The following is a 23,968-nucleotide window of genomic DNA, read 5'->3' as shown; positions in this document are numbered from 1 at the left end:
GAACACAGTGAAGCTTGATGAATTTTTTGTCACAGGTGACCCGATTATTTACGGAGCTGACGCTTCTATCGTTCTTGTGACATTAGCGATTCTTTTCGTACTAACAAAGTACAAAAAATGGAGATGGCTTTGGGATGAGTGGTTGACAACTGTTGACCATAAAAAAATAGGGACCATGTATATTATCTCTGCCGTTATAATGTTATTCCGTGGTGGTATGGATGGTTTAATGATTCGTGCCCAGTTAACATTCCCGGAAACAACTTATTTAAACGCTGAACACTATAACGGAATCTTTACAACACATGGTACGGTAATGATTCTTTTCATGGCAATGCCATTCGTTATGGGATTAATGAACCTTGTAGTACCATTACAAATTGGTGCTCGTGACGTTGCATATCCGTTCTTAAATGCTTTAAGTTTCTGGTTATTCTTTGTCGGAGCAATGTTATTCAACATCGCTTTCGTAATCGGTGGTTCTCCAGACGCTGGGTGGACTTCTTACTTCCCAATGGCAGGTACAGAGTTTACTTCTGGTGTAGGAAATAACTACTACGCAATTGCATTACAGATTTCAGGTCTCGGTACGCTGATGACGGGTATTAACTTCCTTGTTACTATCTTAAAAATGCGTACACCTGGTATGAAATTAATGAGAATGCCAATGTTTACTTGGTCAATCTTAATTACAACAATTATCATTATTTTCGCTTTCCCAGTATTAACAGTTGCTCTTGCATTAATGACATTTGACCGTCTATTCGATGCTCACTTCTTTACGATGGCGAGCGGCGGTATGCCAATGTTATGGGCCAACCTATTCTGGGTATGGGGTCACCCTGAAGTATATATTGTTATTTTACCGGCATTCGGTATTTTCTCTGAAATCATTAGTACATTCTCACGTAAACGTCTATTCGGTTACAGTGCGATGGTGTACTCGATGGTTGCAATTTCTTTACTAAGTTTCGTCGTATGGCTTCACCATTTCTTCACTATGGGTGCAGGTCCAGCGGTTAACTCATTCTTCTCGATTTCGACAATGGCAATTTCGATTCCAACCGGTGTTAAGATCTTTAACTGGTTGTTTACACTGTATAAAGGACGTATTCGTTTTACAGTTCCAATGCTTTGGTCATTGGCATTTATTCCAAACTTCGTAGTTGGTGGAGTTACAGGGGTTATGCTTGGAATGGCAGCAGCTGATTATCAATACCATAACAGCTACTTCCTAATTGCTCACTTCCACTACGTATTAATCGCAGGTACAGTATTCGCTATGCTTGCTGGATTCACATACTGGTATCCAAAAATGACAGGTCATATGTTAAATGAACGCCTAGGTAAATGGACATTCTGGATCTTTATGAGCGGATTTAACATCTGTTTCTTCCCAATGTACTTCTTAGGTTTAGACGGTATGACTCGTCGTATGTACACTTACTCTGAAAGTCTTGGATGGGGCTGGCTAAACCAAATCGCATCTGTTGGTGCTGTAATGATGGCTATTGGCTTCCTAATCCTTTGCTATAACGTAATTTGGAGTGCACGTCACGGTGAGCGTGACACAACTGGAGATCCATGGGACGGCCGTACACTTGAATGGGCAACTCAATCTCCTGTACAACATTACAACTTCGCGAAACTTCCTGAAATTAAAGAAGCTGATGCTTTCTGGTTCATGAAAAAACGTGGAGAAACAATTACACCAACAGCAGATGAATTAAAACCAATTCACATGCCAAGTAATTCTGGTGTGCCTATTATTGCGTCTTTATTCTTCGGTCTTGCAGGTTTTGCATTAGTATTTAGCTGGTTCTGGATTGCAGCAATCGGTGGTATTGGTATTTTAGGTTGCTTAATCTATCGTTCATTCGATTATGATGATGGCTACTACGTAAGCGTTGATGAAATTAAAGAAACAGAACATATAGCATGAGAGGTGAAATGACATGGCGGCTTTAGATAAAAGCTTACCTTTGGAATATCAATCCGAGCAAAGCAGATTGAATATCCTAGGATTCTGGATTTTTCTTGGGGCTGAAATTATGCTGTTCGCAACACTTTTCGCCTCTTATCTAGTCCTTGCTGGTCGTACGGCTGATGGCCCAACACCAGCGCAATTGTTTGAAGTTAAAACACTTTTAATTCAAACACTGTTACTTTTAACAAGTAGCTTTACATGTGGGATCGCAATTCACGAAATGCGTAAACACAATCAAAAAGGAATGTTAGCTTGGTTTATCCTGACTTTACTTTTAGGTGCAGGCTTCCTATTCTTTGAAATTGAAGAATTCATTTTGTACGTTGGTGAAGGTGCAACGATTCAAACAAGTGCTTTCTTATCGGCATTCTTCGTTCTTCTTGGAACGCATGGTGCCCACGTAACAGGTGGTATCATCTGGGCAACTTGTGTTATTATCCAAATTTTAAAACGAGGTTTAACACCAGTTACAGCTCGTAAAGTATTTATTATCAGCTTATACTGGCATTTCCTTGATCTTGTTTGGGTCTTTATTTACACACTAGTTTACTTGAACGGGATGGTGGCGTAAATGGGTCAAAATAACAACCAAGCAAACGGGCATGGGCATAGCGGATTCCCATGGTCACACGTTTTCGGATTTATTTTATCGCTTGCACTAACGTTTCTAGCGTTATACGTGGCACTTTACACAAACCTGCCACTTTCAACGATATTAACAACTATCATCATAATGGCAGTTGCGCAAGCGTTATTACAATTAATTATGTTCATGCACTTAAAAGAAGGAGAAGGAAGAATTCAAGTTCTTACAATGATATACAGTTTCTTCGTTGCAGCTGCAACAGTTGGACTTACTGTATGGATCTTCTTCTCAATGTAATTTGCATGAAAAGACTGCTGGGATTCCTCAGCAGTCTTTTTTTATCCCCTATTAACGAGCAGTAAGACCCCCACTGATTAAAGTTTCACTTTATCCCCTCCCCCTATTACATCCACATTACGGAATTAACAACAAAATCATGAAAAATATACTTATTATGACAAATGTTAAGAAAACTCTTTCTTTATGAAATCGAAACCATATCCGTTGCTTTTCTTCCTATTATATGGCTAAATAGTTACTATATTTATTTGAAGGGAGAGAACGCAATGGAACATCATTCTTCTGTTCTATCACTTATGGTTGTCGTCGCAATCGCGTTTTTCGTTCCCCTTTTGTTACAGCGCTTTAAATTAAAAGCACTTCCTGTCGTTGTTGCAGAAATTATCGCAGGAATCTTTGTAGGTAAAAGTGGATTTAACATCATTGAGCCCGATATGTGGCTTCAAGTCTTATCAACACTAGGGTTTATCTTCCTAATGTTTTTAAGTGGTTTAGAAATTGACTTTTCGATCTTTAAACAAAAAGGGAAAAAGAATACGACAAACGAACCGAACACATTCCAAGCAGCAAGCATTATCTTCTTGTTTATTTTCATTTTATCTTATGCCCTATCATTAATATTCGTATGGCTAGGATTCGTAGACAATGCAATGTTCATGACTTTAATTATTTCAACTATTTCTTTAGGTGTTGTCGTACCAACATTGAAAGAAAATAACTTAGGAAAAACCGCAATCGGGCAAATCATTTTATTAGTCGCTGTTATTGCAGACTTAGTTACAATGATTTTACTCGCTATATTCGTCGGATTAAATTCCGAAAGTGGCCAAAGCATGTGGCTTCTACTTCTTCTATTCGGTGCTGGTATTGTAATTTACTTTGTCGCAAGACGGTTTAAAAATATTCCATACCTAGAAAGCTTAAAAGCCGGTAGTGTACAAATTGATACACGAGCTGTTTTTGCACTCATCTTAATATTAGTTGGATTATCTGAATCTGTTGGGGCAGAAAATATTTTGGGAGCCTTTTTAGCAGGTGTACTCGTATCTTTATTATCACCAAATGAAGATATGGTTGAAAAACTTGATTCCATCGGATATGGCTTCTTCATTCCTATTTTCTTCGTAATGGTTGGTGTAAATCTAGAAGTATGGTCTATTTTTAACGAGCCTTCTAGTATGCTAATGATCCCAATTCTAATTGTGGGACTCTTTATTTCAAAACTGTTGCCATCACTCGTCTTACGAAAATGGTACCCACGCAATATCGTACTCGGAAGTGCTATTTTGTTAACATCAACACTTTCTTTAGTTATTGCGGCTGCACAAATCGGTGAAAAGCTAGGCATCATTAGCCCAAGTTTATCAGCATCTCTTATTTTAAGTGCAGTTATTACTTGTATTTTTGCACCTATATTATTTAAAAAGATGTTTCCAAAAGTGGAAACACCAAAACCGAAAGTATCTATTATTGGTGCAAGCAGAATTACCCTTCCGTTATCACTTGATTTAAAACGTGAAGATTATGACGTAACACTATATATGATACGTCAAAATAAAATAAATGATGAGGAAGCGAAATCTCATGACTTCCCTATTGTAAAATTAGATGAGATTACTATTCAATCTTTAATGGAGCAACAAGCTTTCGAAGCAGACCGTGTTGTTGTTGCGACAAGTGATGATGAACAAAACTTATTATTAGCAGAACACGCAAAAGAATTAGGTGTTGAACACGTCATCGCAAGTGTAGAAGATCCCCTTCTACAAGAAAAAGCGACTCAAGAACATATCGCTGTATTCTCGACTATTAACTCTACACGTATTTTATTACGTGCACTTATTGATAAACCGAGTCTCGTTCGCTTGATTACAACAGCAAATGAAACGGTGCGTGAGGTTGAACTACGAAGTAATAAATATAACGGCTTAGCACTTCGTCGCCTTCCGTTTCTAGGTGATGTACTTGTCATTCAAATTTACCGTGGTAATAAAGCATTAATACCACATGGTGATACGAAGTTACAGCATGGCGATACTTTACTTGTAACGGGTTCAAAAGAACATATTGATACAATGAAAAACATATTAGAATAGAAAATGCCCCTCACATAAATGAGGGGCATTTTTTCAATTTCATATGGTAAAATGTTACTATCACATATTATGGGGATGAATCACATTATGTCTATTTCAACTTTAGCTCTCTTATTATTAGCAGAAGTACTCGTCGCCATTATTCTCATCGGTATTAGCATTGAAATTTGTAGTTATGGATGGAAAAAATCGAATGGAATTAAGTACTTTTGTCTCTTAATTTCACTCCTTCTCGGAACAGCTAGCATACTAGGACTTCTCGTTGCACCCGCATATTTCTTCTTACAACTTATAGAAAAAGGCTTATAAGAAAGGATGATATTATGATTACAGTGAAACATATTGATGCATCTGAAACATACTTATTACGTCAAAAGGTTTTGCGTCCCAATCAATCATTAGAAGATTGTAAATACGATTCAGATTACGAAACAGACGCCTTTCATTTAGGTGCATTTTTATATGATGAACTTGTTAGTATCGCCTCTTTCTCTAAAGAAATACATCCTGATTTACAAGCTGGTACCCACTATCGTCTACGAGAAATGGCAACATTACCTAATTTCCGAAACCAGCATGCTGGCAGCTCCTTAATCCGTAAAGCTGAACAAGTCCTCCAAGAACGCGAAGCAAATATTCTATGGTGTAATGCGCGGATTATTACAAACGATTAGGTTTCCATGAGCATGGTGAAATCTTCGAGATTGATCCAATAGGACTACATAAAGTAATGTATAAAGAAATATAAGAAAAGCTTTCTGCATATTGCAGAAAGCTTTTCTTATATTTCATTTTCACTTTTTATTTTTTTCATATATATGTATATAAACAAACTAGGAATTAAAAAGCAAACAAAGATAATAAGTCCTGTTATACTAATTTCCTTTATCGAAATACCTGGTGTTACAATGATACAAATAGCTAACAGTCCAATAACAATCCCTACTGGAATTAATAATAGTTTCATGAAATAACTACGCGATACTCCACCTGTATGCTCATACACTTCCACCGAATTTTTTAAGTTTAAAAAGTTAATAACTATTATCCCGCCCATAAATACCATTAATAAATCCGAAACACTTTCATACCCTGCCCCTTGCAAGACGTAACGGTAAAAAACAATGCCTAGTATGACGACATTTTGTAAGATGAAAGCCAATCTAATATGTTTTAATCCCTCAATCATTAAACGTTCATCTTTCACGATTTTCACCCTATCACTCCTTTTCCTCCCAAAACAAATCATTCAATGTTTTATCTACCGCATAACAAATTTTCAAACATAAATCTAAAGACGGGTTGTATTTCCCCTTCTCAATTAAACTAATCGTTTGCCTTGTAACACCTACTTTTTCTGCTAATTGTTGTTGTGTTAAATCTAACTGAACACGTGCGACTTTTATTTTACTTACAGCCATTCATGTTCCTCCTCTGCCTTTATTGTAACATATATATTCCATTAAGTAATTTATATTTTACGTAATTGATTTGTTTTTTTCACTTTATTATACACAAAAAAGGAGCCTCTCATAAGAAGCCCCCTTTCCTATCTCTATACTATAAGAATAAATGACATCCAAATAAAATTGTAAATAAATATAGTAACGGATGTACTTCCATCCCTTTCCCCTTCACAATTTTTAATACTGGATACACTAAAAATCCAATTGCAATTCCATTTGCAATACTAGACGTTAACGGAATACCAACGAAAATTAAAAATGCTGGTAATGCATCTTCAAATTCATTCCAATTAATATCACGAATGCTTTGTGCCATTAAACTACCTACAATAATTAATGAAGGAGCTGTAATAGCAGCTACACTTGATAAAGACGCGATAACAGGGCTGAAAAATGCCGTTATAATCGTTAGACCAACAACTACAATACCTGTTAATCCAGTTTTACCACCTGCAGCAATACCAGCTGACGATTCAATCGTTGCTGCTGTTGGGCTTGTTCCGAAGATAGAACCTGTCGTTCCGCCAATCGCATCTGCAATAAACGCTTTGCCAAAACGTTTCTCTGTATTATCTGTAATTAAACCAGCTTGTTTAATTAAACCGAGTAATGCACCTGTCGTATCAAATAAAAGTACAAGTAAAAATGAAAATACAACACCATATAATCCATACTGAATTACATCTGAAAAAGCATTGATTGGATTTGAAACGATAATACCCTCTGGTAAATGAGGCATCGCTACAATTTTATCCTCAAACTTCAGTTGCCCCGTAAAGAAGGCGATAATTCCTGTCACAATCATACTAATAAATAATGCACCACTCACACGTAATACCATTAATACTGCCGCTAAAATTAAACCAATTAAAGTTAAAATAACGGCTGGAGAATGAAAATCACCAATCGTAACTAAGTTAGATGGATGATCCACGATAATTCCAGATAGACGTAATCCAATAAAAGCAATAAATAGTCCAATTCCACCTGCAATTGCATGTTTTAAACTGTCAGGAATTGCGATAATTAGCTTTTGCCTAAATGAAGTGAAAGATAATAAAAGAAAAATGATACCTGTTACAAATACTGCCGAAAACGCAATGACATACGTAATCCCCTCTGCCTGTTGAACGACAGAATAAGCAAAATATGCATTCATCCCCATAGCTGGAGCAATAACAATTGGATAGTTAGCTAAAAACGCCATACATAGCGTCCCAATAACTGTCGCAATAATAGTTGCCGTAAACGCTTGATCAAATGGTACACCTGCATCAGATAATATTTTCGGATTGATGACAAGAATATACGCAAATGTAAAAAAAGTTGTGATGCCCGCTAAAAGCTCTCGCTTCACAGAAGTGTTATATTTTTGTAATTGAAACATGGCTATGTACCCTTCCTACACCTGAATTATTATCACACATTCTTTTCTTACTAGTATGTGAGAAAATATAATACTTAATCTTAACAATCAATAAAAAGAAGAGTCAATATATTCTCTAATAGTGAGAATTTTAAGTTTAAGTCCGACAAGTTCAGATGTAGTACAGTTCATTTTGATTATTTTTGTAGCATAACAGATAGAAATGTTTTATAATTTGAAATAGTTAAATATTTAGGTAGCTCATTCTACAAGGGGGATTCTTCTTATGCAGCACACAAACAAATCTGGAACTTTAAATCGAGGTTTAAAAGAACGACATATTACTTTAATGTCACTCGGTTCGGCTATTGGCGTTGGGCTATTTTTAGGATCTGCTTCTGCTATTAAACTAGCTGGTCCTTCCATCTTACTAGGTTATATGATCGCTGGACTCGTTATTTTTTTCATTATGCGAGCGCTCGGAGAAATGGCAATTGAACAACCGGTTGCCGGCTCTTTTAGTAAATATGCTAATGATTATATCGGCCCACTTGCTGGCTATATTACTGGTTGGAACTACTGGTTCTTATGGGTTGTTACTTGTATGGCTGAAATTACGGCGGCTGGAATTTACATGCAGTACTGGTTCCCAGATATCCCGCGCTGGACTTGGGCACTACTCGCTCTATTATTAATGAGCGCTTTCAACTTCTTATCAGTAAAAGTATTTGGAGAACTTGAGTTTTGGTTTGCTCTCATTAAAATTGTCACAATTATCTGTATGATAGTGATTGGCTTTGGTATTATTCTATTCGGATTTGGAAATGGCGGCGTTGCAACTGGTATTTCAAATCTTTGGGAACATGGGGGCTGGTTCCCAAATGGCTTCTCTGGATTATTGCTTTCCTTACAAATGGTATTATTCGCTTATCTAGGCGTTGAACTAATTGGTGTTACAGCTGGTGAAGCTCAAAACCCGAAGAAAACACTCGCAAAAGCTATCGATAACGTATTTTGGAGAATCCTAATCTTTTACGTCGGGGCATTATTCGTTATGATGGCAATTTATCCATGGAACGAACTTGGCGAGAAAGGAAGTCCATTCGTATTAACATTCCAACAAATCGGCATTGCAAAAGCAGCAGGTATTATTAACTTTGTTGTATTAACAGCTGCACTTTCTTCTTGTAACGGTGGTTTATTTAGTACAGGGCGTATGCTATTTACACTAGCACAACAAAAGAAAGCACCTGAACGATTTGGACGTTTAAATAAAAATGGCATTCCAAGTCAAGGTATTATAGCAACTGCGATTGTTTTACTCGTTGGCGTTATATTAAACTATCTCGTTCCTGCAAAAGTGTTTACATGGCTAACTAGTATTTCAACTTTCGGGGCAATTTGGACTTGGGGTATAATATTAGTCGCTCAAATTAAATTCCGTAAAGGATTACCAACTGAGAAAAAAGACAAGCTAACGTATAAAATGCCTTTACATCCATTAAGCTCTTACTTCTCACTTGGCTTCCTCGCACTTGTACTAGGTATTATGGCGTATTCAGAAGATACACGAATTGCATTAATCATTGGCCCAATTTGGCTTATCGGCTTAGCTATCGTGTATTACATGAAAGGGTTTCATAAGATCGATGAAACACCTAATTCAAAAATTAGTTAAACAAGCTATCCCTTCCTTATTAATTGGAAGGGATTTTTTATTGCCTATATAAATATTTCTCAACAAAATTCACGGTATTTTTACAATTTTTTAATATTTTTTACGTTTTCTGTCTTTATTTTTTCAGAAAAATAAATTACATTATTAAAGCACATATATTTATTATTAGGGGGATTCTTCTATGAAGAATAAAAAATGGATTACATTTTCTTTAGCAACAGCAATTACACTTAGTATGGGGAGTTCGTTCATACCGTCTACTTATGCCGAAAGCTCTGTAGACCCAGCTCCTGAAATTGCTGCAAAGGTTGTAAATCAAAACAATGGGAAGAAAGTATTATTTGATAATACGCACGGTCAAACTGCTGGGACAGCTGACTGGGTTATTGATGGCGGCTTTTCTGATTTCGGAAACGGCATTGCCCAAAACGGATATCATGTAAAAGAACTTCGTAAATCAACACCTATTACATACGACGACTTAAAAAATTACAACGTGTTTATCGTTCCAGAGGCAAATATTCCTTACAAAAAATCTGAACAAGACGCAATGTTACAATACGTGAAAAATGGCGGCAGTATTTTCTTCATTGCCGATCATTATAATGCAGATCGTAATAAAAACCGCTGGGACTCCTCAGAAGTGTTCAATGGATATAGACGCGGGGCATGGGATAATCCAGCAAAGGGAATGTCTAATGAAGAAACAACTTCACAAGCTATGCAAGGAGTAGAAAGCTCTGATTGGCTATCCGATAATTTCGGTATTCGCTTCCGTTACAATGCACTTGGTGATGTTTCAGCTAAAAATATTGTCTCACCTGTGCAATCATTCGGAATTACAACTGGCGTTTCATCTGTAGCAATGCATGCCGGCTCTACCCTTGCGATTACAAATCCAAAACTAGCGAAAGGCCTTGTATATCTTCCAGAAAATCCATCAAAATGGAATAACGCTGTTGATAGCGGCGTTTATAACGGTGGTGGCGTTGCAGAGGGGCCTTATGCTGCTATTTCGAAAGTTGGTCTTGGAAAAGCTGCCTTTATTGGTGATTCTTCTCCTGTTGAAGATGCTTCGCCAAAATATGTTCGCGAAGACTCAGGTCAAACAAAGAAAACTTATGATGGTTATAAAGAAGAAAACGATGCTGTTCTATTAGAAAACATCGTGAATTGGTTAGCGAAACAAGAAACATTTACAAGCTTAGATCAAGTGAGTGGTTTACAGCTTGATGCACCTACAGCTCTACAAACATTTGAACAACCAAGTTTATCAACAGAACCACAACCAGAACCTTGGAGCGCACCAAGTCAAGGTTACCAGTGGTTCAATACAAATACTTTCAAACCAGGTTCATACGGCTATAACGGTGCAGTGACAACGAGTGATTACGTAATTACGCACCCTAGCATTCTACCAAACAATGAAGTGTTCCAAATGAAGATTCAAGTAAATAACTTATTACCAAATACAACGTACAATAATTATTCTTTAGGTATCTTCACAACTGGCGGAACACAGGTGGCAAAAGTTCAAAATACAAATGGCACTTGGCCATCTTCTTTCGGATATAGCAGTGCATTCTCTTTCATCACAAATAACCAAGGATCTGCTGAAAAAATTGTGAATGTACAACTTGATCCAAATACAACTGGACAAGCAACACTTCGTCTACGTCAAAATACGACAGCGAAATATAGTGAAACTGTAACGATTAATAAAAAATAATGAAAAAGGCAATCCGAATATGGATTGCCTTCTTTTCACTTCTCTTCTTTTGAGAAAAACATTCTTGAAATAACGATACCTATACTACCTACGATTAAGAATAACACCGCTCTAATCATCATCGACACCTCTGGTAGGTCGAGAAGGAATAACTTCCCTACTGTTACTACTAATACGACTAATCCAGCATATAATATTTCGTTCATCTGTCTATAACGGCCAAACCAAACTGCAAATAAAGCATATACCATCCATAATAATGATACAGATACGCTAATTATACTTCCATCTGTAGAAAGAACTTCACCGATCCTAGTAATTGTAATAAATACAATAACCATTAACGAGTAGAGCGCTATAGAATAAACATATTTACCTAAACTCGCTAACACTTCTTTTGCTTGTATCATGCAATAATAGAACGTTCCTATTAAAATAATATGAGCGACAAACCCTGCTGAAATGAACTCATCAAACGGGCTAAAAATCGTCTGTACCATTCCAATCGCATAAATCGTTGCACCTACATACAACTTAATATTTTGCTTTACTTTAATAGCAGTAACCATACCGAGGAAACCTTGTAACAATAATACGATCGCTGCATTCACCAAACTATACTCGTATAAAATCGCTAAACTAAATGATCCCATTGCAAAGCCAAATATTAGATTTGAAAATACAGAATGTTTATTCTTCCTATATTCAAGTACAAACATAACAGCATGCACAAATGCACTTATAACTAATCCCCACGTTGTAAATTCAGGAATTTGAGAAATGGCTAAAATAAAGAAAACTGCATTCGCACTAAATATCGCCAATCGTGCTTCTTGTATAAAACTTCTCTCCGAAAACATATGCCAAAATAATAGTAAATGAATTGCACCGTATACAACTGTTAACTGTACTTGCACATTCTCTACTAATATTGACATAACAACAAAGAAGACAAATAGGACAATTGCCGCAACAACATAAGAAATCATATACAAGTACTTATAAAGGTTTCTCAATGCATACCATAATAGGCTAATTGTTAATATCGTCTCATAACTAAAGAAAATATACGTATTAGGAGTCGTACTATTTAACAAGAAAGGAACAAAAAATGCTCCCACCGCCACGAAAATAGCGAGATATTCCGATCTATATCTTTTCGCTAAATAAATCCCTAAAACAACCCATATAATGTTGCAAACAAACGCAATACTTGCAGGAATAAACTCATATAAATAATGTGCCGCAAACGTTGTTAAAATAATTCCCGTAATACTTCCTCCAGCTAATACTAACCCTAACGCTTGCCGCTCTCTTTTAATTTGTATATCTCCTACGTAATACAAACCGGCAGATAGTACTATACCAAACACAACTCGTATCGCTGGTGTCAATAATCCGGCATCTACCCCTGCTTTGAATAACCAAATAACGCCAAGTAGCATAATACCGACAAATATGCGTGGTAACCACGTTTGACAAAACTTTATAATATTAAATGGTTCTGGTTTAAATGCAGATATATCTACTTGTTTCACCTCTGGCTCTTGCATGGACTTCCTCGTCTTAACTACATCTTCTTGTAACTTTTCATTACTTACCGCTTCAATATATTCTTTCTTTTCCTTATTAACATTTTGTTGAACTTTATCTACTTCTATTTTTCTTTGTTTCGCTTTCAATTCATAAAGTGCCTCTTGCATCGTTTCAATTGCCGTTTCGAGTGCTTCTATTTTCTTATTCAAATCCTCCTTCATACGCTCCCCCCTCATCATTCATGTAAAACCTATATATTACCAATTACCTTTATCATACTCTTAGTCTATTCATTTTCAATACTATTTTTCCCAAAAAAGAAAGGTGTTTTCCGAAATAGGAAAACACCTCTTACTTATTTATTCTTATTTATAGCAATACTAACAATTACACCGAGGCAGACACCTACAAATGCCGGAACAATCCAACCTACACCTTCTGAATAAAACGGAAGCATTTTTAGTAGTGGTGTCCATTTATTCATCAGTACACTTTTGTTTAAAATATCAATCGCACTAAATACCGCTACGAGTCCAATCGTTACCGAATATACGTATACATACTTTCCAATATACTTATGGAATAACCCTAAAATAATAAGCGTTAGTGCAACTGGATAAATAAATCCAAGAATCGGTACCGATACTTTTAAAATTTGCGTTAATCCTAAATTAGCTAAAACCATACTAACAAAACTTAATATAAATGCCCAAACTTTATAAGATACTTTCGGAAATACACTTGCGAAAAATTGACTACAAGACGTAACAAGTCCGATGGAAACGCATAGACAAGCGACAGTAAAAATAAGACCTAATAAAACTAACCCACCTTGTCCAAATAATGTAGTCATAACTTGTGCTAACACTTTCGCACCGTTATCAAATGTACCCAATGAACCACTAATTGAACCAACATATCCAAGAATGACATAAATAATAGTTAGTAATAGTCCTGCTCCAATACCAGCAATACTCATATATTTCGCTAAACCTTTATCATCCGCTACACCTTTTGCACGCAGAGCATTTGCAATAACAATCCCAAATATTAAAGCTGCTAACGCATCCATCGTTAAATATCCATCTAAAAATCCTTGGAACATAGGAGCTTGTCCATAATTTCCTGCAGGCTCTTTCACACCGCCTACTGATGTAAACATACTTTTTATAAATATAATAGCAATCATACATAATAATAAAGGCGTTAACACCTTTCCAAACAAGCCCATTAATTTAGACGGTGATAAACTTAACCAGTAAACAATACTAAAGAAAATAGCCGTGTACAATAACAAAACTACGCTACCCGCTTCTGGGAACAACTGACCTGGTCCCATTTCAAAAGCTAAACTTCCTGCACGTGGTATACCAAGACCTGGTCCAATAAATAAGTACACAATACACGGAAAAATAATTGCAAATGAAGAATGAACCCTGCCCGCTAACGTTTGAAAACTCCCTGCTTTCGCAATAGCGATAACACCTAATATAGGAAGCCCTGTTGCTGATATAATAAAACCTAACAATGCAATCCATACATGTTCTCCTGCTTCATATCCAAGGAAAGGTGGAAATATAAGATTTCCGGCCCCAAAGAACATAGAGAATAACATAAGACTAATAAGCAAAATTTCTTTTTTCTGTAACAATTTCATTTCTTTCTCCTTCTTCAATTTCACCTTACATGAAATCAATTCCACAAATAAAAAAATGCGGTAATCCGCTTCCTTACAAAGAAAACATAGTCCATAGTCTATCACAAAAGAAACACCCATTCTATAGCTATTTCCCTTTTCAAATTTCTTCTGAAAAATCAACCTTTATTGACTTATAATAGTTAATAAGGTAAAATATTAATCATACAATACTATTAACTTTGTTTTTTGCTTGTGTCAGGAGGAAAATATTATGGAATCAGCGATACAACTAGAAAGAGAACAACAAAGAAAAAAGAAACATCCTCCAGGTTTATACTTACTCTTCTTTACAGAAATGTGGGAAAGATTTAGTTACTATGGATTACGAGGATTATTAACATTATATTTAACAACAGCTTTAGTAAGTGGTGGTCTTGGGTTTAGTCCCGCTTGGGCACTCTCTATTTACGGATTTTATACTGGTGCTTGTTATTTCACACCATTGATCGGTGGATACTTAACGGACCGTTTTCTAGGCAAACGAAAAGCCATCACAATTGGTGGTATAACAATGGCAATCGGTAACCTTACACTATTTGCCTTGCAAAACCAAGTCGGTCTATACCTCGGATTAGCGCTTATTATTATCGGTAATGGATTCTTCAAACCGAATATCTCTACACTTGTTGGAGAATTATACGAAGAAAATGATCCAAAACGTGATAGTGCATTTACAATTTTCTATATGGGTATTAACGTCGGTTCATTTTTAGCTCCACTCGTTTGCGGATTTTTATCAGAAAATTTATTCAAAACAACAGTAGATGGCGTTGCTCATTTCGGATTCCGTTACGGTTTCTTAGCCGCTTCAATCGGAATGATCATTGGACAAATTTTATTTACAACACTATCAAATCGCTTCCTTGGTGATATCGGTAAAAAACCAACTCGCGATTTGCAAACGGATGCTGGACAACAAACAATAGGAAATACACCGTTAACAAAAAAAGAAAAACAACGTACAACAGTTATCGTCATTTTAACATGCTTTGTTGTCTTCTTCTGGGCTGGATTTGAACAAGCTGGTAGTTCGTTAACATTATATACAAACAAATTTGTAGACCGCTCTGTGTTCGGATGGGAAGTTCCAACATCTTGGTTCCAATCGGTCAATCCGTTATTTATTATTTTACTTGCACCAGCTATTTCAGCATTATGGGCGAAACTGGCAACTAGAAAAAATGGTGACATGAAAATCCCAACAAAAATGGGACTTGGTATGATCTTACTCGGTATCGGTTATATTGTTCTTGTTATCGCTACATTAAAAACAGGCAGTGACGAACATAACATTACAGAAAAAGCAAACTTACTATTTATCGTCTTTACGTATCTTTTCCATACGTTAGGTGAGCTATTCTTATCACCTGTCGGGCTATCAATGGTTAGTGCTCTCGCTCCAGTAAAACTAGCCTCTTTATTAATGGGCGTATGGTTAGCAAGCTCAGGTATTGCTAATATTTTAGGCGGACAGCTTGCAAGCTTCACAACTTCACTTGGATATGCTGAAGTATTCACAGTTATTGGCGCTGTGGCGATCGTTTTAGGTTGTGTTTTATTATCAATTTCTAAGAAATTAGTGAAATGGATGGATTAAAAAAAGATGAGGAAAATTCCTCATCTTTTTTTACGCTTTCTTTCCCTTTTCTATTGCTTGTTCATACAAGCCTTTATGTTCTTTATATTCACTTGGCACGAAACTCTTATAGAAGAACGAAAGCCAGCTGTCTCCTTTTTTATATCCTTCTTCTCGAATTTCCGCTGCCTTTTTATTTGATTTAAATCCTTCAGTAAACCATTTCTTTAATGTTTCATTCTTTTCATACTTAGCAGGAACTTTTAAGTCGTAGTTTTCAAATGCATATGTATATCCAGCTTTTTCCGCTGCCTTTTTAGCAGCCTTATATCCCTTTTCATACGCGGTTTCATATACTTTCACATATGTATCCTTTTCAGTATTTCCAGGTTTCTTTTCAGCTAATTCTTTACCAGCCTTTTCACCAAGTTCCGCTTGTTCTTTTTCAATCTTTTCGGTTCTCTCTTTATTACCTACTTGGAAACCTTCTGCAAAGTTCACCTTAAACTCAGGAGTAATTTGACTATCGTCCATTGCTTCTTGTGTTAACCCTTGCTCTTTACCTTTTTCAAAATGTGCTTTTTTCTGTTCTTCTAAAGACCACGTCGCAGCATACGCAGTTGTGAATGCTTGTTTATATGCGTCTGACTTTCCAGCTACATGTCCTTCTGCATTATTCTTTCCTGCTTTAAAATCTGTCTCTCCACTTTTTTGACCTTCAGCTTGTCCCTTTTCAGCCTCAGCTTTACGCTGCGCTTCCTCTGCCTTACGTGCTTCTTCTGCTTTGCGTTGTTCTTCTGCAGCACGCTGTCTCTCTTCCTCTACTTTGCGCTGTTCTTCTGCAGCACGTTGTCTCTCTTCTTCTGCTTTACGTTGTTCTTCTGCAGCTCTTTGTTTCTCTGCCTCAGCCTTACGCTGTGCTTCTGCTTGTTTCTCTGCTTCTACAGCACCATTATTATTTTGACTAGGCACAGGACTCGTTGTACCACTATTAGAAGCTGGTTTATTGTGATAATGATATTCCCCGTACTGTAATCCCCATTTTTCACAATTTGTACGACACGTATGTCCACCATTAGCATCTGTACGTCCTGGATGTGCATAAGCAGAAATTGGCGCTACCAATAACGCTACACTTGTTGTTAAAAGAAGTTTTTTTACTTGCTGTTTCACTTTTGTTCCTCCCAAAATCTAGAATCATTACTTTATTATATAAAAATAGAAAAATATTTAAATACCAACTGAAATATTCTTTTATTTCTCAACATTGGATAAAAAAAGAAGGTTCACTCTTTAAAGAGTGAACCTTCTTTTTTCTTTATTTCTTAGCCTTTGTTCCTACTAAATCACCCGTAATAACAAAACGCTTAGAATTATCCTTAACAGATACACATGTAATAAGTGTTATCTCATCTTTCCCATGATCCTCTACAACTTCCCATTTATCAGGAGTCACTTCAGATACACCGGTAACAGTATACTCATACTCATTTGCATTGTCATACAAATAAATTTTATCGTTCTTCTTTAAAGTTGATACATCACTAAATAAAACACCTTTTTTTGACATATTATGCCCTGCAAGTGCATAATTCCCTTGTCCCATTACTTGATTTTCTCTTACAGTTGCCGCACCTGATAATAAATTCTTTTCAGTCGACGCTTTTAAAACAGGAAGTTCTAATGAGATGCTCGGAATTGAAATACGACCGATTACTTGTTTTTTATCTAACGATGCACTCGCTACTTCTGCCAAGTCTGGTTGATTAATTTTTGAAGCATCTACAAATTCTGTATCATGCTTTTCATATTCCATCTTTTGAACAGCTTGTACATTCGCTGTCTGCTTCTTCTCTGCATTATATCCATCATAAAATGGCTTTCCGATTAATACACCACCTACAACAAATAGAAGGATTGCTACTATACTATAAATTCTTTGCTTATTCATATACAATTCCTTTCCGTTACAAAATCTTACTCTATATAAAATGATAAGATAATATTGCTGTATGTACAAGTGTAAGCTGAAAAGAAACCTTCTTGCTTATGCAAGAAGGTTTCTTTTAAACTAACTTATTTCTGTATAGGGATACGTGAAAGACCGTCATTTGAATAAAGAAAATAGAGAATATAATATACAGTGGGTACCCAGGAAGATAGTCATTAATAATAGGCGAAAAAGTTAAAAATCCGACTGCACAAGGTAACACATACCATAACGAAACAAAAGTTGTTCGACAGGCTTTATCCGTAATCGCTTTTTCACGTTCATCTTCTAGTGGAAATAATAATGGATACATCCAAAAAGATAAATTCTTGTATTTTTTCTTTTGAATTCTATAAAAAATTGTAACTATAATAGCTCCAATAAATAATAAAATGAATGGTGCTCCATTAAACCATACTTCAAATGGGAACTTCTCGTTTTTAATTATATCTGCTAACTCTGTAATAACACTATAAAATTCAACAAATGTCCAGCAGGCTAGCGCAGTATAAAGCACGTTTACGATATAAGAAACCCCAATTCTATTCATCCTCTTCCCCCTCCTTATTTAAAACAAATACATCTTCCATCTTTAACTCGAATACATCACAAATCGTCAATGCTAGTAATAATGAAGGAACGTAATCCCCTTTTTCAATTGCTGCAATTGTTTGTCTCGTCACTCCGACTTTTTCCGCTAATACACTTTGTGTAAAATTAAAACGAGCTCTTAATTCCTTCACTCTATTTAAAATGGTCAAATTTACCACCTCTCACTATTATTGTATGATATCCTTAACAAAATGTAAACTCAACTTAACATTATTTTTATAAAAAAATCCAACTTTACGTTTTGTAAAGTTGGATTACGTTTTAGTTTAAAATTGTAACTTTAACACTTCTTCTGCCCCAATTATTAGCTGTAGCTGAATCTGGCATTAATAAATCAATTATATGACCTTTAATCGCACTACCAGTATCTCCAGCAATCGCCGTACCATAATTTTCCACATATACAGTAGAACCTAATGGAATCACAGCTGGATCTACAGCAATTAGTTTCATGTTTGGATTTGCAGTCAAATTATGTCCTAACTTAGACTTTACAATTTCACCCGGTTTATAGCCATTTTCAGATGGATCAGCTGTATAAGCAGTTGCTGTTACATAAAATTCTTTTCCACCTTGAGCTGGTTTTGGATCCGGCTTAGTTGGTGTTGTATCTTTAGCTACAGGCTCTGCCGGCTTAGCTGCCTGTTCTTCTTTTTGCTTAGCTGCTGCTGCCTTCGCTTTTGCCAACTCTTCTTGCTCAGCCTTTGCAGCTGCTTCAGCTTTTGCGCGCTCTTCTGCTGCAATTCTTGCTGCTTCTTGTTCACGAGCAATTGTTTCTTGTACTGCTTTCATATTTGCTTCAACTTTTGCTTTCTCTTCCGCTGCTAAATTAAGTTGGCTTGCAATCTGATTATATTTAGCTTGAACTGTTTGTAAGTTATCTTGACGTTTTTTCAAGTTATCTTGCAAATCCGCTTGTGCTTTTGCTAATTTTTGCTTATCTACTACTAAAGATGCTTCTTTTTCGTCAATTGCTTTTTTATCTTCTTCAATTTGACGAAGATCTTGTTCTTGTAGACGTAAAATTTCTTTATCTGCTTCTAGAATAGTAGTAACTGCGTTCATACGTTGTATGAAATCTGCAAAGTTTTTTGATTCTACAACAACTTCTACTACTAAACTCGTATTTGAGCTATTTTGAACAGAAACCATACGTTTTTTCATAATATCCTTACGAGCAAGGACTTTATCTTCTAAAACGATAATATCTGCTTTTTTTTGTTCAATCTGCTTATGTGTTTCATCGATTTTACGTTGAATAGCAGCTTGATCCTCTTTATTTTTTGCAATTGTATTATTTAAATTATGTAGTTCATTTTCGATACCTTGAATTTCTTTACTAACAGCTTGCTTCTCTTGCTCTTTCTTCTGCATATCTGCATCGTTTTGCTGCAATTGCTGTTGCATGTTGTTAAGTTTCTCGTCGTTTGACTCTGCTTTTACAGCGACTGTACTAGAAAGAACGATAATTCCTGCTAATACTAGACTACTGATTCGCTTAAAATAGTTCATAATCCGACTCCCTTCTTATACAGTTATACATGATTTATTTTACAGTTTGTTTACAGAACCATTAAATACAGTTTATTTTTCATGACAAAAAAAGAGAATTGTGAACAAAATGTAATAGATTCTTAAATATTTAACAATTCCTATATTTAAAAATTATAAAAGATGCTAAAATCCAAATATAGAGAAATTAAAAATCCTAAAGGCGGTTGAATTAAATAAAATGTTTACTCAAAAGAAATCACTCCAACATAAAATTGATCAACTAGAAACTCATATACATGAACTAGAAGCAGAATTAAAACAAAAAGATGTGGAAAAACAAGAAATTATATCTTCTATCCATAATCGTGTAAAAAGCGTTATGCAAGAGCACGAACTTGTAAATAGCCAACATCATACACTCCAAAACTTAATTCAACAATTGAACGCATGCTTTGAAAATGTTTCTACGCGTACTACACATTCCAACGAATTAAATAACGAAATGCTACAAAAAGAGCAAAACTTAATTCAATCTATTGAAGAAATTATCGATTGCTCTAATGAAGGAAAAGAATCTGTTCATCGCTTACTCATTGTAATTAATAGATTAGGTGAACAATCTCAACGTACTTCTAATAGTATGAATCATTTAAGCGAACGCTCTAAAGAAATTGAACAAATTGTAGAAGTGATTCAAAACATTGCAGCACAAACAAATTTACTAGCGTTGAATGCAAGTATTGAAGCTGCACGTGCTGGAGAACACGGTAAAGGATTTGCTGTTGTTGCTAATGAAGTAAGAAAACTAGCTGAAAGTACAGCTGAAAGTACAAAAAACATCGGTAACTTAACGAAAAAAATTCAAGAAGAAATTGAAAAAGCATACGATAACACAAAAGATAATTTGCATTTAGTTGATGAAGGTGTAGAAATGAGCGCCGATACTAACGCTAGAATTGAAAATATTTTAATAATGATTCAAACATTACAAAGTGGCGCTACAAATGTTATTAAAGCTATCGAAAACCAAAAATCTTGTAATGATGATATATTACGAGAATTTGCAAATACACAGCAAATGTTCCAAAAATTAAATACTACTATTATGAATCATATTCATGATGCTGAAAAAGTCGATGTTCAATTATCAAAAAGTCTTCAAGAAACAGTAGCTTCTCATTAATAATAAAAATCCCTTATACCGGTATAAGGGATTTTTATTATATTTCGAATATTTATTTCTTCTCAATATTCATCCTCTCTTTTGCTATAATGGAAAAGTTGTTTCTTTCGACTAATAAACAAGGAGGTTATTATGGAACAATTTTACTACATTTTAAAATATTTAATTCTTGGTCTGTTCCAAGGGCTAACAGAGCCAATTCCGATTTCTTCAAGCGGTCACCTCGTTTTAGCACAGCATTTGCTAGGACTAAAAATAGAAGGGTTTAGCTTTGAGCTACTTGTTAATTCAGCTTCATTATTAGCTGTATTACTTATTTATAGAAATGATTTAATTCGTCTAACAAAGAATGGTCTATCTTATATATTCACAAGAGCAGAAGATGCAAAATCAGATTTCTTCTTTATTATTTACCTTGTTATTGCAACCATTCCAGCAGGTGTAATTGGAGTTTTATTTAAAGATTATATCGACCACTATTTAAAAGGTGTTAAAATGGTTGGGATTTCCCTTCTTATTACTGCTATCGGCCTTTGGATTATTCGAAACTTGCGTGGACGTAAAAATGATGGCGACCTTTCTATGAAAGATGCAATCATTATTGGTCTAGCACAAGCTTGCGCACTAATTCCTGGTATAAGCAGATCAGGTGCTACAATCGTGGCAGCAATGTTACTTGGTATGAAGCAAGAAACAGCTCTTCGCTTCTCATTCTTACTATACATTCCTGTTAGCTTAGGTGGTTTATTGTTAAGTATTACAGACATTGCAAACGATCCAAATTTAGATACATTATTTGTACCTTATATTGTTGCTTTCATCGCAACATTTGTCATGACATATATTTCATTAAAATGGTTTATGAACATTATGGCAAAAGGAAATTTAAAATACTTCTCTTTCTACTGTATTATCGTAGGTGTGCTAACTATCATTTTCTTATAAAATGAAACTTTAATCAGTGGGGGTTTTGTTCATCCCTCCTGATTATTAGCCCTCACCAATCGGGCTTTTACCGACAGCAGGGCTCCCACCTAACTTCTTTGCTCCACCTGAATTTTGAGGTGGGAGTTTTACTGCCCACAAATAGCGGGATAAAAAACCACTTACTGCCCTCATACAGTAAGTGGTTTTTCCTTATGCATAAACTTTCTTTTCCTGACAATACAAGCGAATAGCATGTGAATTTTTTTGAAATAAATCATGTGTTAAGCGAATAATAATAAAATTTCGTTTTGTATTATCATCATGAACAAAAATCTGTTCCCCCTCTTGAAAACGCCATGTGCTTTCAAAAGTTGTAATATGATCCCCGCTTACCGAAAAAAGCTCATATTGCATATCTAGTACCCTCTCTCAACTTATATAATCACAATATCCTTATATTAGATTTAGTATAACTTAATTCCGATAAAATTTGTAATTCTTTCTATTTCGAAATATTTTAACTTTGTTTTAAACTCCTTTTAGCGCTATAATGATAAACGAATTTTCATTGAAAGGAGCTTCATTTTGACTGCATATTTATTTCCAGTAAAAACAGCATTTATTTTATTTCCTATTTTAGCAATGTTTCTCTTAATTCCTTTTTTAATATTTAATTATCGAAAATACGGTTATTTAAATAAATGGCGCTCATTTATTTTATACTCATTATTACTCTACTTATTAAATGCCTATTTTCTTGTTATTTTGCCATTACCACAAACGTATGATACTTGTAGCCTACAACCGGCTAATACACAGCACATGCAACTCTCACCATTTTATTTCATACAAGAGATTGGTAATCATACATCAGCAATTTTAACGAAACCAGCTACTTATTTCTACTTATTAAAAGAATCTGCATTTTTACAAGTTGCATTTAACGTTCTATTAACCGTTCCATTTGGTATTTACTTACGTTATTATTTCCGACGTAGTTTCTTACAGACTATTTGTATTTCTTTTTGTCTTTCACTATTTTTCGAGCTAACACAAGTGACTGGACTATATGGTATTTATAATTGTGCATATCGCTTATTTGATATCGATGATTTGTTTTTAAATACACTAGGTGGCGTAATTGGTTTTATCATTGCACCAATATTTACGTACTTCCTTCCGAAAGCAAACGAGTTAGATAGTCGTATTGATTTGGAAACGAAACCAGTCGGATTCGTTCGTCGCCTTATCGCGATGCAAATTGATTGGATTTTCTTATCTATCGTTGTACCTGTCATTAAAAACAAAGGAAATTCTTTCTTCATTTCTAATATCCAATCTTACACAAATGTATACGAACTCCTTTTCATTACATGTTCAATCTTAATTTACTTTATTATCATCCCATATTTTACAAATGGAAGAACAATAGGGAAAGCGTTGCTTCGTATTTACATTAAAGGACAAGCAGAGCGTATTACACTAAAAGAATTATTCATTCGTTACGGTATATTCTATTTCATTTTAGGTGGAATCAATTACATTCTTTCTAGTAGCTCTATTTTAAATCATACAGAGCCTTTAGTATTACTAGTTATACTGTTATTCCAATTTGTAATTAACGGGCTATTTATTATTCATGTTTTATTACATGTATTTAGCAGTGATAAATTACTATTTTACGAGCGTATTAGTCATACAAGAAATGCAATTACACTTAAAAAAGCTGACAAATACTAATTT

The 23,968-nt window shown here is 35.2% G+C and carries 22 protein-coding genes and 2 pseudogenes; 12 read left to right on the top strand and 12 right to left on the bottom strand.

Going from position 1 to position 23,968, the window contains the following annotated elements; genetic code table 11:
• Positions 1 to 7: 7 nt before the first annotated feature.
• From qoxB to NSQ69_RS03625, 6 genes and pseudogenes are all read left to right on the top strand, one after another.
• On the top strand, positions 8 to 1,942 hold the full coding sequence (gene qoxB / locus NSQ69_RS03650; protein WP_002063826.1) for a cytochrome aa3 quinol oxidase subunit I: 1,935 nt from the start codon (positions 8 to 10) through the stop codon (positions 1,940 to 1,942).
• Positions 1,943 to 1,955: 13 nt separating this feature from the next.
• Entirely contained in the window at positions 1,956 to 2,558 is a 603-nt protein-coding gene (gene qoxC, locus NSQ69_RS03645; protein WP_002029841.1) for a cytochrome aa3 quinol oxidase subunit III, read from the top strand.
• On the top strand, positions 2,559 to 2,870 hold the full coding sequence (gene qoxD / locus NSQ69_RS03640; RefSeq protein WP_078203679.1) for a cytochrome aa3 quinol oxidase subunit IV: 312 nt from the start codon (positions 2,559 to 2,561) through the stop codon (positions 2,868 to 2,870).
• Between the two features lie 269 nt (positions 2,871 to 3,139).
• On the top strand, positions 3,140 to 4,969 hold the full coding sequence (locus NSQ69_RS03635) for a monovalent cation:proton antiporter family protein (RefSeq protein WP_002169140.1): 1,830 nt from the start codon (positions 3,140 to 3,142) through the stop codon (positions 4,967 to 4,969).
• Between the two features lie 18 nt (positions 4,970 to 4,987).
• A complete protein-coding gene (locus NSQ69_RS03630) occupies positions 4,988 to 5,278 on the top strand; it encodes a DUF4022 family protein (protein ID WP_002090894.1) in 291 nt (96 codons plus the stop codon).
• Between the two features lie 14 nt (positions 5,279 to 5,292).
• Positions 5,293 to 5,717, top strand: a pseudogene (locus tag NSQ69_RS03625) (GNAT family N-acetyltransferase).
• A gap of 33 nt (positions 5,718 to 5,750) precedes the next feature.
• Here the strand turns inward: NSQ69_RS03625 and NSQ69_RS03620 are convergent.
• The 3 genes from NSQ69_RS03620 to NSQ69_RS03610 form a co-directional block, all read right to left on the bottom strand.
• The gene (locus NSQ69_RS03620; RefSeq protein WP_002125294.1) at positions 5,751 to 6,185 is read right to left on the bottom strand and encodes a hypothetical protein; all 435 of its coding nucleotides are present in this window, start codon (positions 6,183 to 6,185) and stop codon (positions 5,751 to 5,753) included.
• A 4-nt stretch (positions 6,186 to 6,189) separates the two neighbouring features.
• The gene (locus NSQ69_RS03615) at positions 6,190 to 6,390 is read right to left on the bottom strand and encodes a helix-turn-helix transcriptional regulator (protein WP_000301182.1); all 201 of its coding nucleotides are present in this window, start codon (positions 6,388 to 6,390) and stop codon (positions 6,190 to 6,192) included.
• A gap of 139 nt (positions 6,391 to 6,529) precedes the next feature.
• Positions 6,530 to 7,822, bottom strand: coding sequence for an NCS2 family permease (locus NSQ69_RS03610; RefSeq protein WP_002010534.1), 1,293 nt, complete (start codon positions 7,820 to 7,822; stop codon positions 6,530 to 6,532).
• Between the two features lie 265 nt (positions 7,823 to 8,087).
• Between NSQ69_RS03610 and NSQ69_RS03605 the strand changes: the two genes are divergently transcribed.
• Together NSQ69_RS03605 and NSQ69_RS03600 are read left to right on the top strand one after the other, a co-directional pair.
• Positions 8,088 to 9,479: an amino acid permease gene (locus tag NSQ69_RS03605; protein ID WP_002125290.1), complete on the top strand. Its 1,392-nt coding sequence runs from the start codon at positions 8,088 to 8,090 to the stop codon at positions 9,477 to 9,479.
• Positions 9,480 to 9,660: 181 nt separating this feature from the next.
• Entirely contained in the window at positions 9,661 to 11,208 is a 1,548-nt protein-coding gene (locus NSQ69_RS03600) for a hypothetical protein (protein ID WP_002169142.1), read from the top strand.
• Between the two features lie 35 nt (positions 11,209 to 11,243).
• Here NSQ69_RS03600 and NSQ69_RS03595 read toward each other — a convergent pair whose 3' ends face one another.
• Complete coding sequence (locus tag NSQ69_RS03595) at positions 11,244 to 12,965, bottom strand: DUF2339 domain-containing protein (RefSeq protein ID WP_078203677.1); 1,722 nt, start codon at positions 12,963 to 12,965, stop codon at positions 11,244 to 11,246.
• Between the two features lie 134 nt (positions 12,966 to 13,099).
• Positions 13,100 to 14,401, bottom strand: a complete 1,302-nt coding sequence (gene brnQ1, locus NSQ69_RS03590; protein WP_404468342.1) for a branched-chain amino acid transport system II carrier protein BrnQ1 — start codon at positions 14,399 to 14,401, stop codon at positions 13,100 to 13,102.
• 253 nt (positions 14,402 to 14,654) lie between these two features.
• On the opposite strand from brnQ1, the gene NSQ69_RS03585 reads away from it, so the two are divergent.
• Positions 14,655 to 16,040, top strand: a complete 1,386-nt coding sequence (locus NSQ69_RS03585; protein ID WP_002090906.1) for a peptide MFS transporter — start codon at positions 14,655 to 14,657, stop codon at positions 16,038 to 16,040.
• A gap of 30 nt (positions 16,041 to 16,070) precedes the next feature.
• On the opposite strand, the gene NSQ69_RS03580 is transcribed toward NSQ69_RS03585, so the two are convergent.
• The 5 genes from NSQ69_RS03580 to NSQ69_RS03560 form a co-directional block, all read right to left on the bottom strand.
• Positions 16,071 to 17,192 (bottom strand): YHYH domain-containing protein, encoded by a 1,122-nt coding sequence (locus NSQ69_RS03580; protein ID WP_341098936.1) that lies wholly within the window; start codon positions 17,190 to 17,192, stop codon positions 16,071 to 16,073.
• Positions 17,193 to 17,337: 145 nt separating this feature from the next.
• Positions 17,338 to 17,970 carry a class A sortase gene (locus NSQ69_RS03575; RefSeq protein WP_002186970.1) on the bottom strand — a complete coding sequence of 211 codons (633 nt, stop codon included), beginning with the start codon at positions 17,968 to 17,970 and terminating at the stop codon, positions 17,338 to 17,340.
• Positions 17,971 to 18,085: 115 nt separating this feature from the next.
• Positions 18,086 to 18,559 (bottom strand): hypothetical protein, encoded by a 474-nt coding sequence (locus tag NSQ69_RS03570; protein WP_002090909.1) that lies wholly within the window; start codon positions 18,557 to 18,559, stop codon positions 18,086 to 18,088.
• Positions 18,552 to 18,770, bottom strand: coding sequence for a helix-turn-helix transcriptional regulator (locus NSQ69_RS03565; RefSeq protein WP_002167109.1), 219 nt, complete (start codon positions 18,768 to 18,770; stop codon positions 18,552 to 18,554). The genes NSQ69_RS03570 and NSQ69_RS03565 overlap by 8 nt, the downstream gene beginning before the upstream one ends.
• Positions 18,771 to 18,882: 112 nt before the next feature.
• Complete coding sequence (locus NSQ69_RS03560; RefSeq protein WP_002186966.1) at positions 18,883 to 20,133, bottom strand: 3D domain-containing protein; 1,251 nt, start codon at positions 20,131 to 20,133, stop codon at positions 18,883 to 18,885.
• 661 nt (positions 20,134 to 20,794) lie between these two features.
• On the opposite strand from NSQ69_RS03560, the pseudogene NSQ69_RS27700 reads away from it, so the two are divergent.
• Positions 20,795 to 21,298, top strand: a pseudogene (locus tag NSQ69_RS27700) (methyl-accepting chemotaxis protein); the annotation flags it as partial.
• Between the two features lie 132 nt (positions 21,299 to 21,430).
• Positions 21,431 to 22,243, top strand: coding sequence for an undecaprenyl-diphosphate phosphatase (locus NSQ69_RS03550; RefSeq protein WP_002010553.1), 813 nt, complete (start codon positions 21,431 to 21,433; stop codon positions 22,241 to 22,243).
• Positions 22,244 to 22,288: 45 nt separating this feature from the next.
• Here the strand turns inward: NSQ69_RS03550 and NSQ69_RS03545 are convergent, their stop codons facing one another.
• Together NSQ69_RS03545 and NSQ69_RS03540 are read right to left on the bottom strand one after the other, a co-directional pair.
• Entirely contained in the window at positions 22,289 to 22,417 is a 129-nt protein-coding gene (locus NSQ69_RS03545) for a hypothetical protein (RefSeq protein ID WP_003187247.1), read from the bottom strand.
• An 18-nt stretch (positions 22,418 to 22,435) separates the two neighbouring features.
• Positions 22,436 to 22,639 carry a hypothetical protein gene (locus NSQ69_RS03540; protein ID WP_002125270.1) on the bottom strand — a complete coding sequence of 68 codons (204 nt, stop codon included), beginning with the start codon at positions 22,637 to 22,639 and terminating at the stop codon, positions 22,436 to 22,438.
• A 171-nt stretch (positions 22,640 to 22,810) separates the two neighbouring features.
• Between NSQ69_RS03540 and NSQ69_RS03535 the strand changes: the two genes are divergently transcribed.
• Positions 22,811 to 23,965: a VanZ family protein gene (locus NSQ69_RS03535; RefSeq protein ID WP_002125268.1), complete on the top strand. Its 1,155-nt coding sequence runs from the start codon at positions 22,811 to 22,813 to the stop codon at positions 23,963 to 23,965.
• The last annotated feature ends 3 nt before the right edge of the window (positions 23,966 to 23,968 follow it).

This window comes from Bacillus sp. FSL R10-2201 (assembly GCF_038008665.1).
GTDB lineage: Bacteria > Bacillota > Bacilli > Bacillales > Bacillaceae_G > Bacillus_A > Bacillus_A mycoides.
Note: the sequence above shows the minus strand (reverse complement) of the source record. Positions and strands in the feature narration are given on the sequence as shown.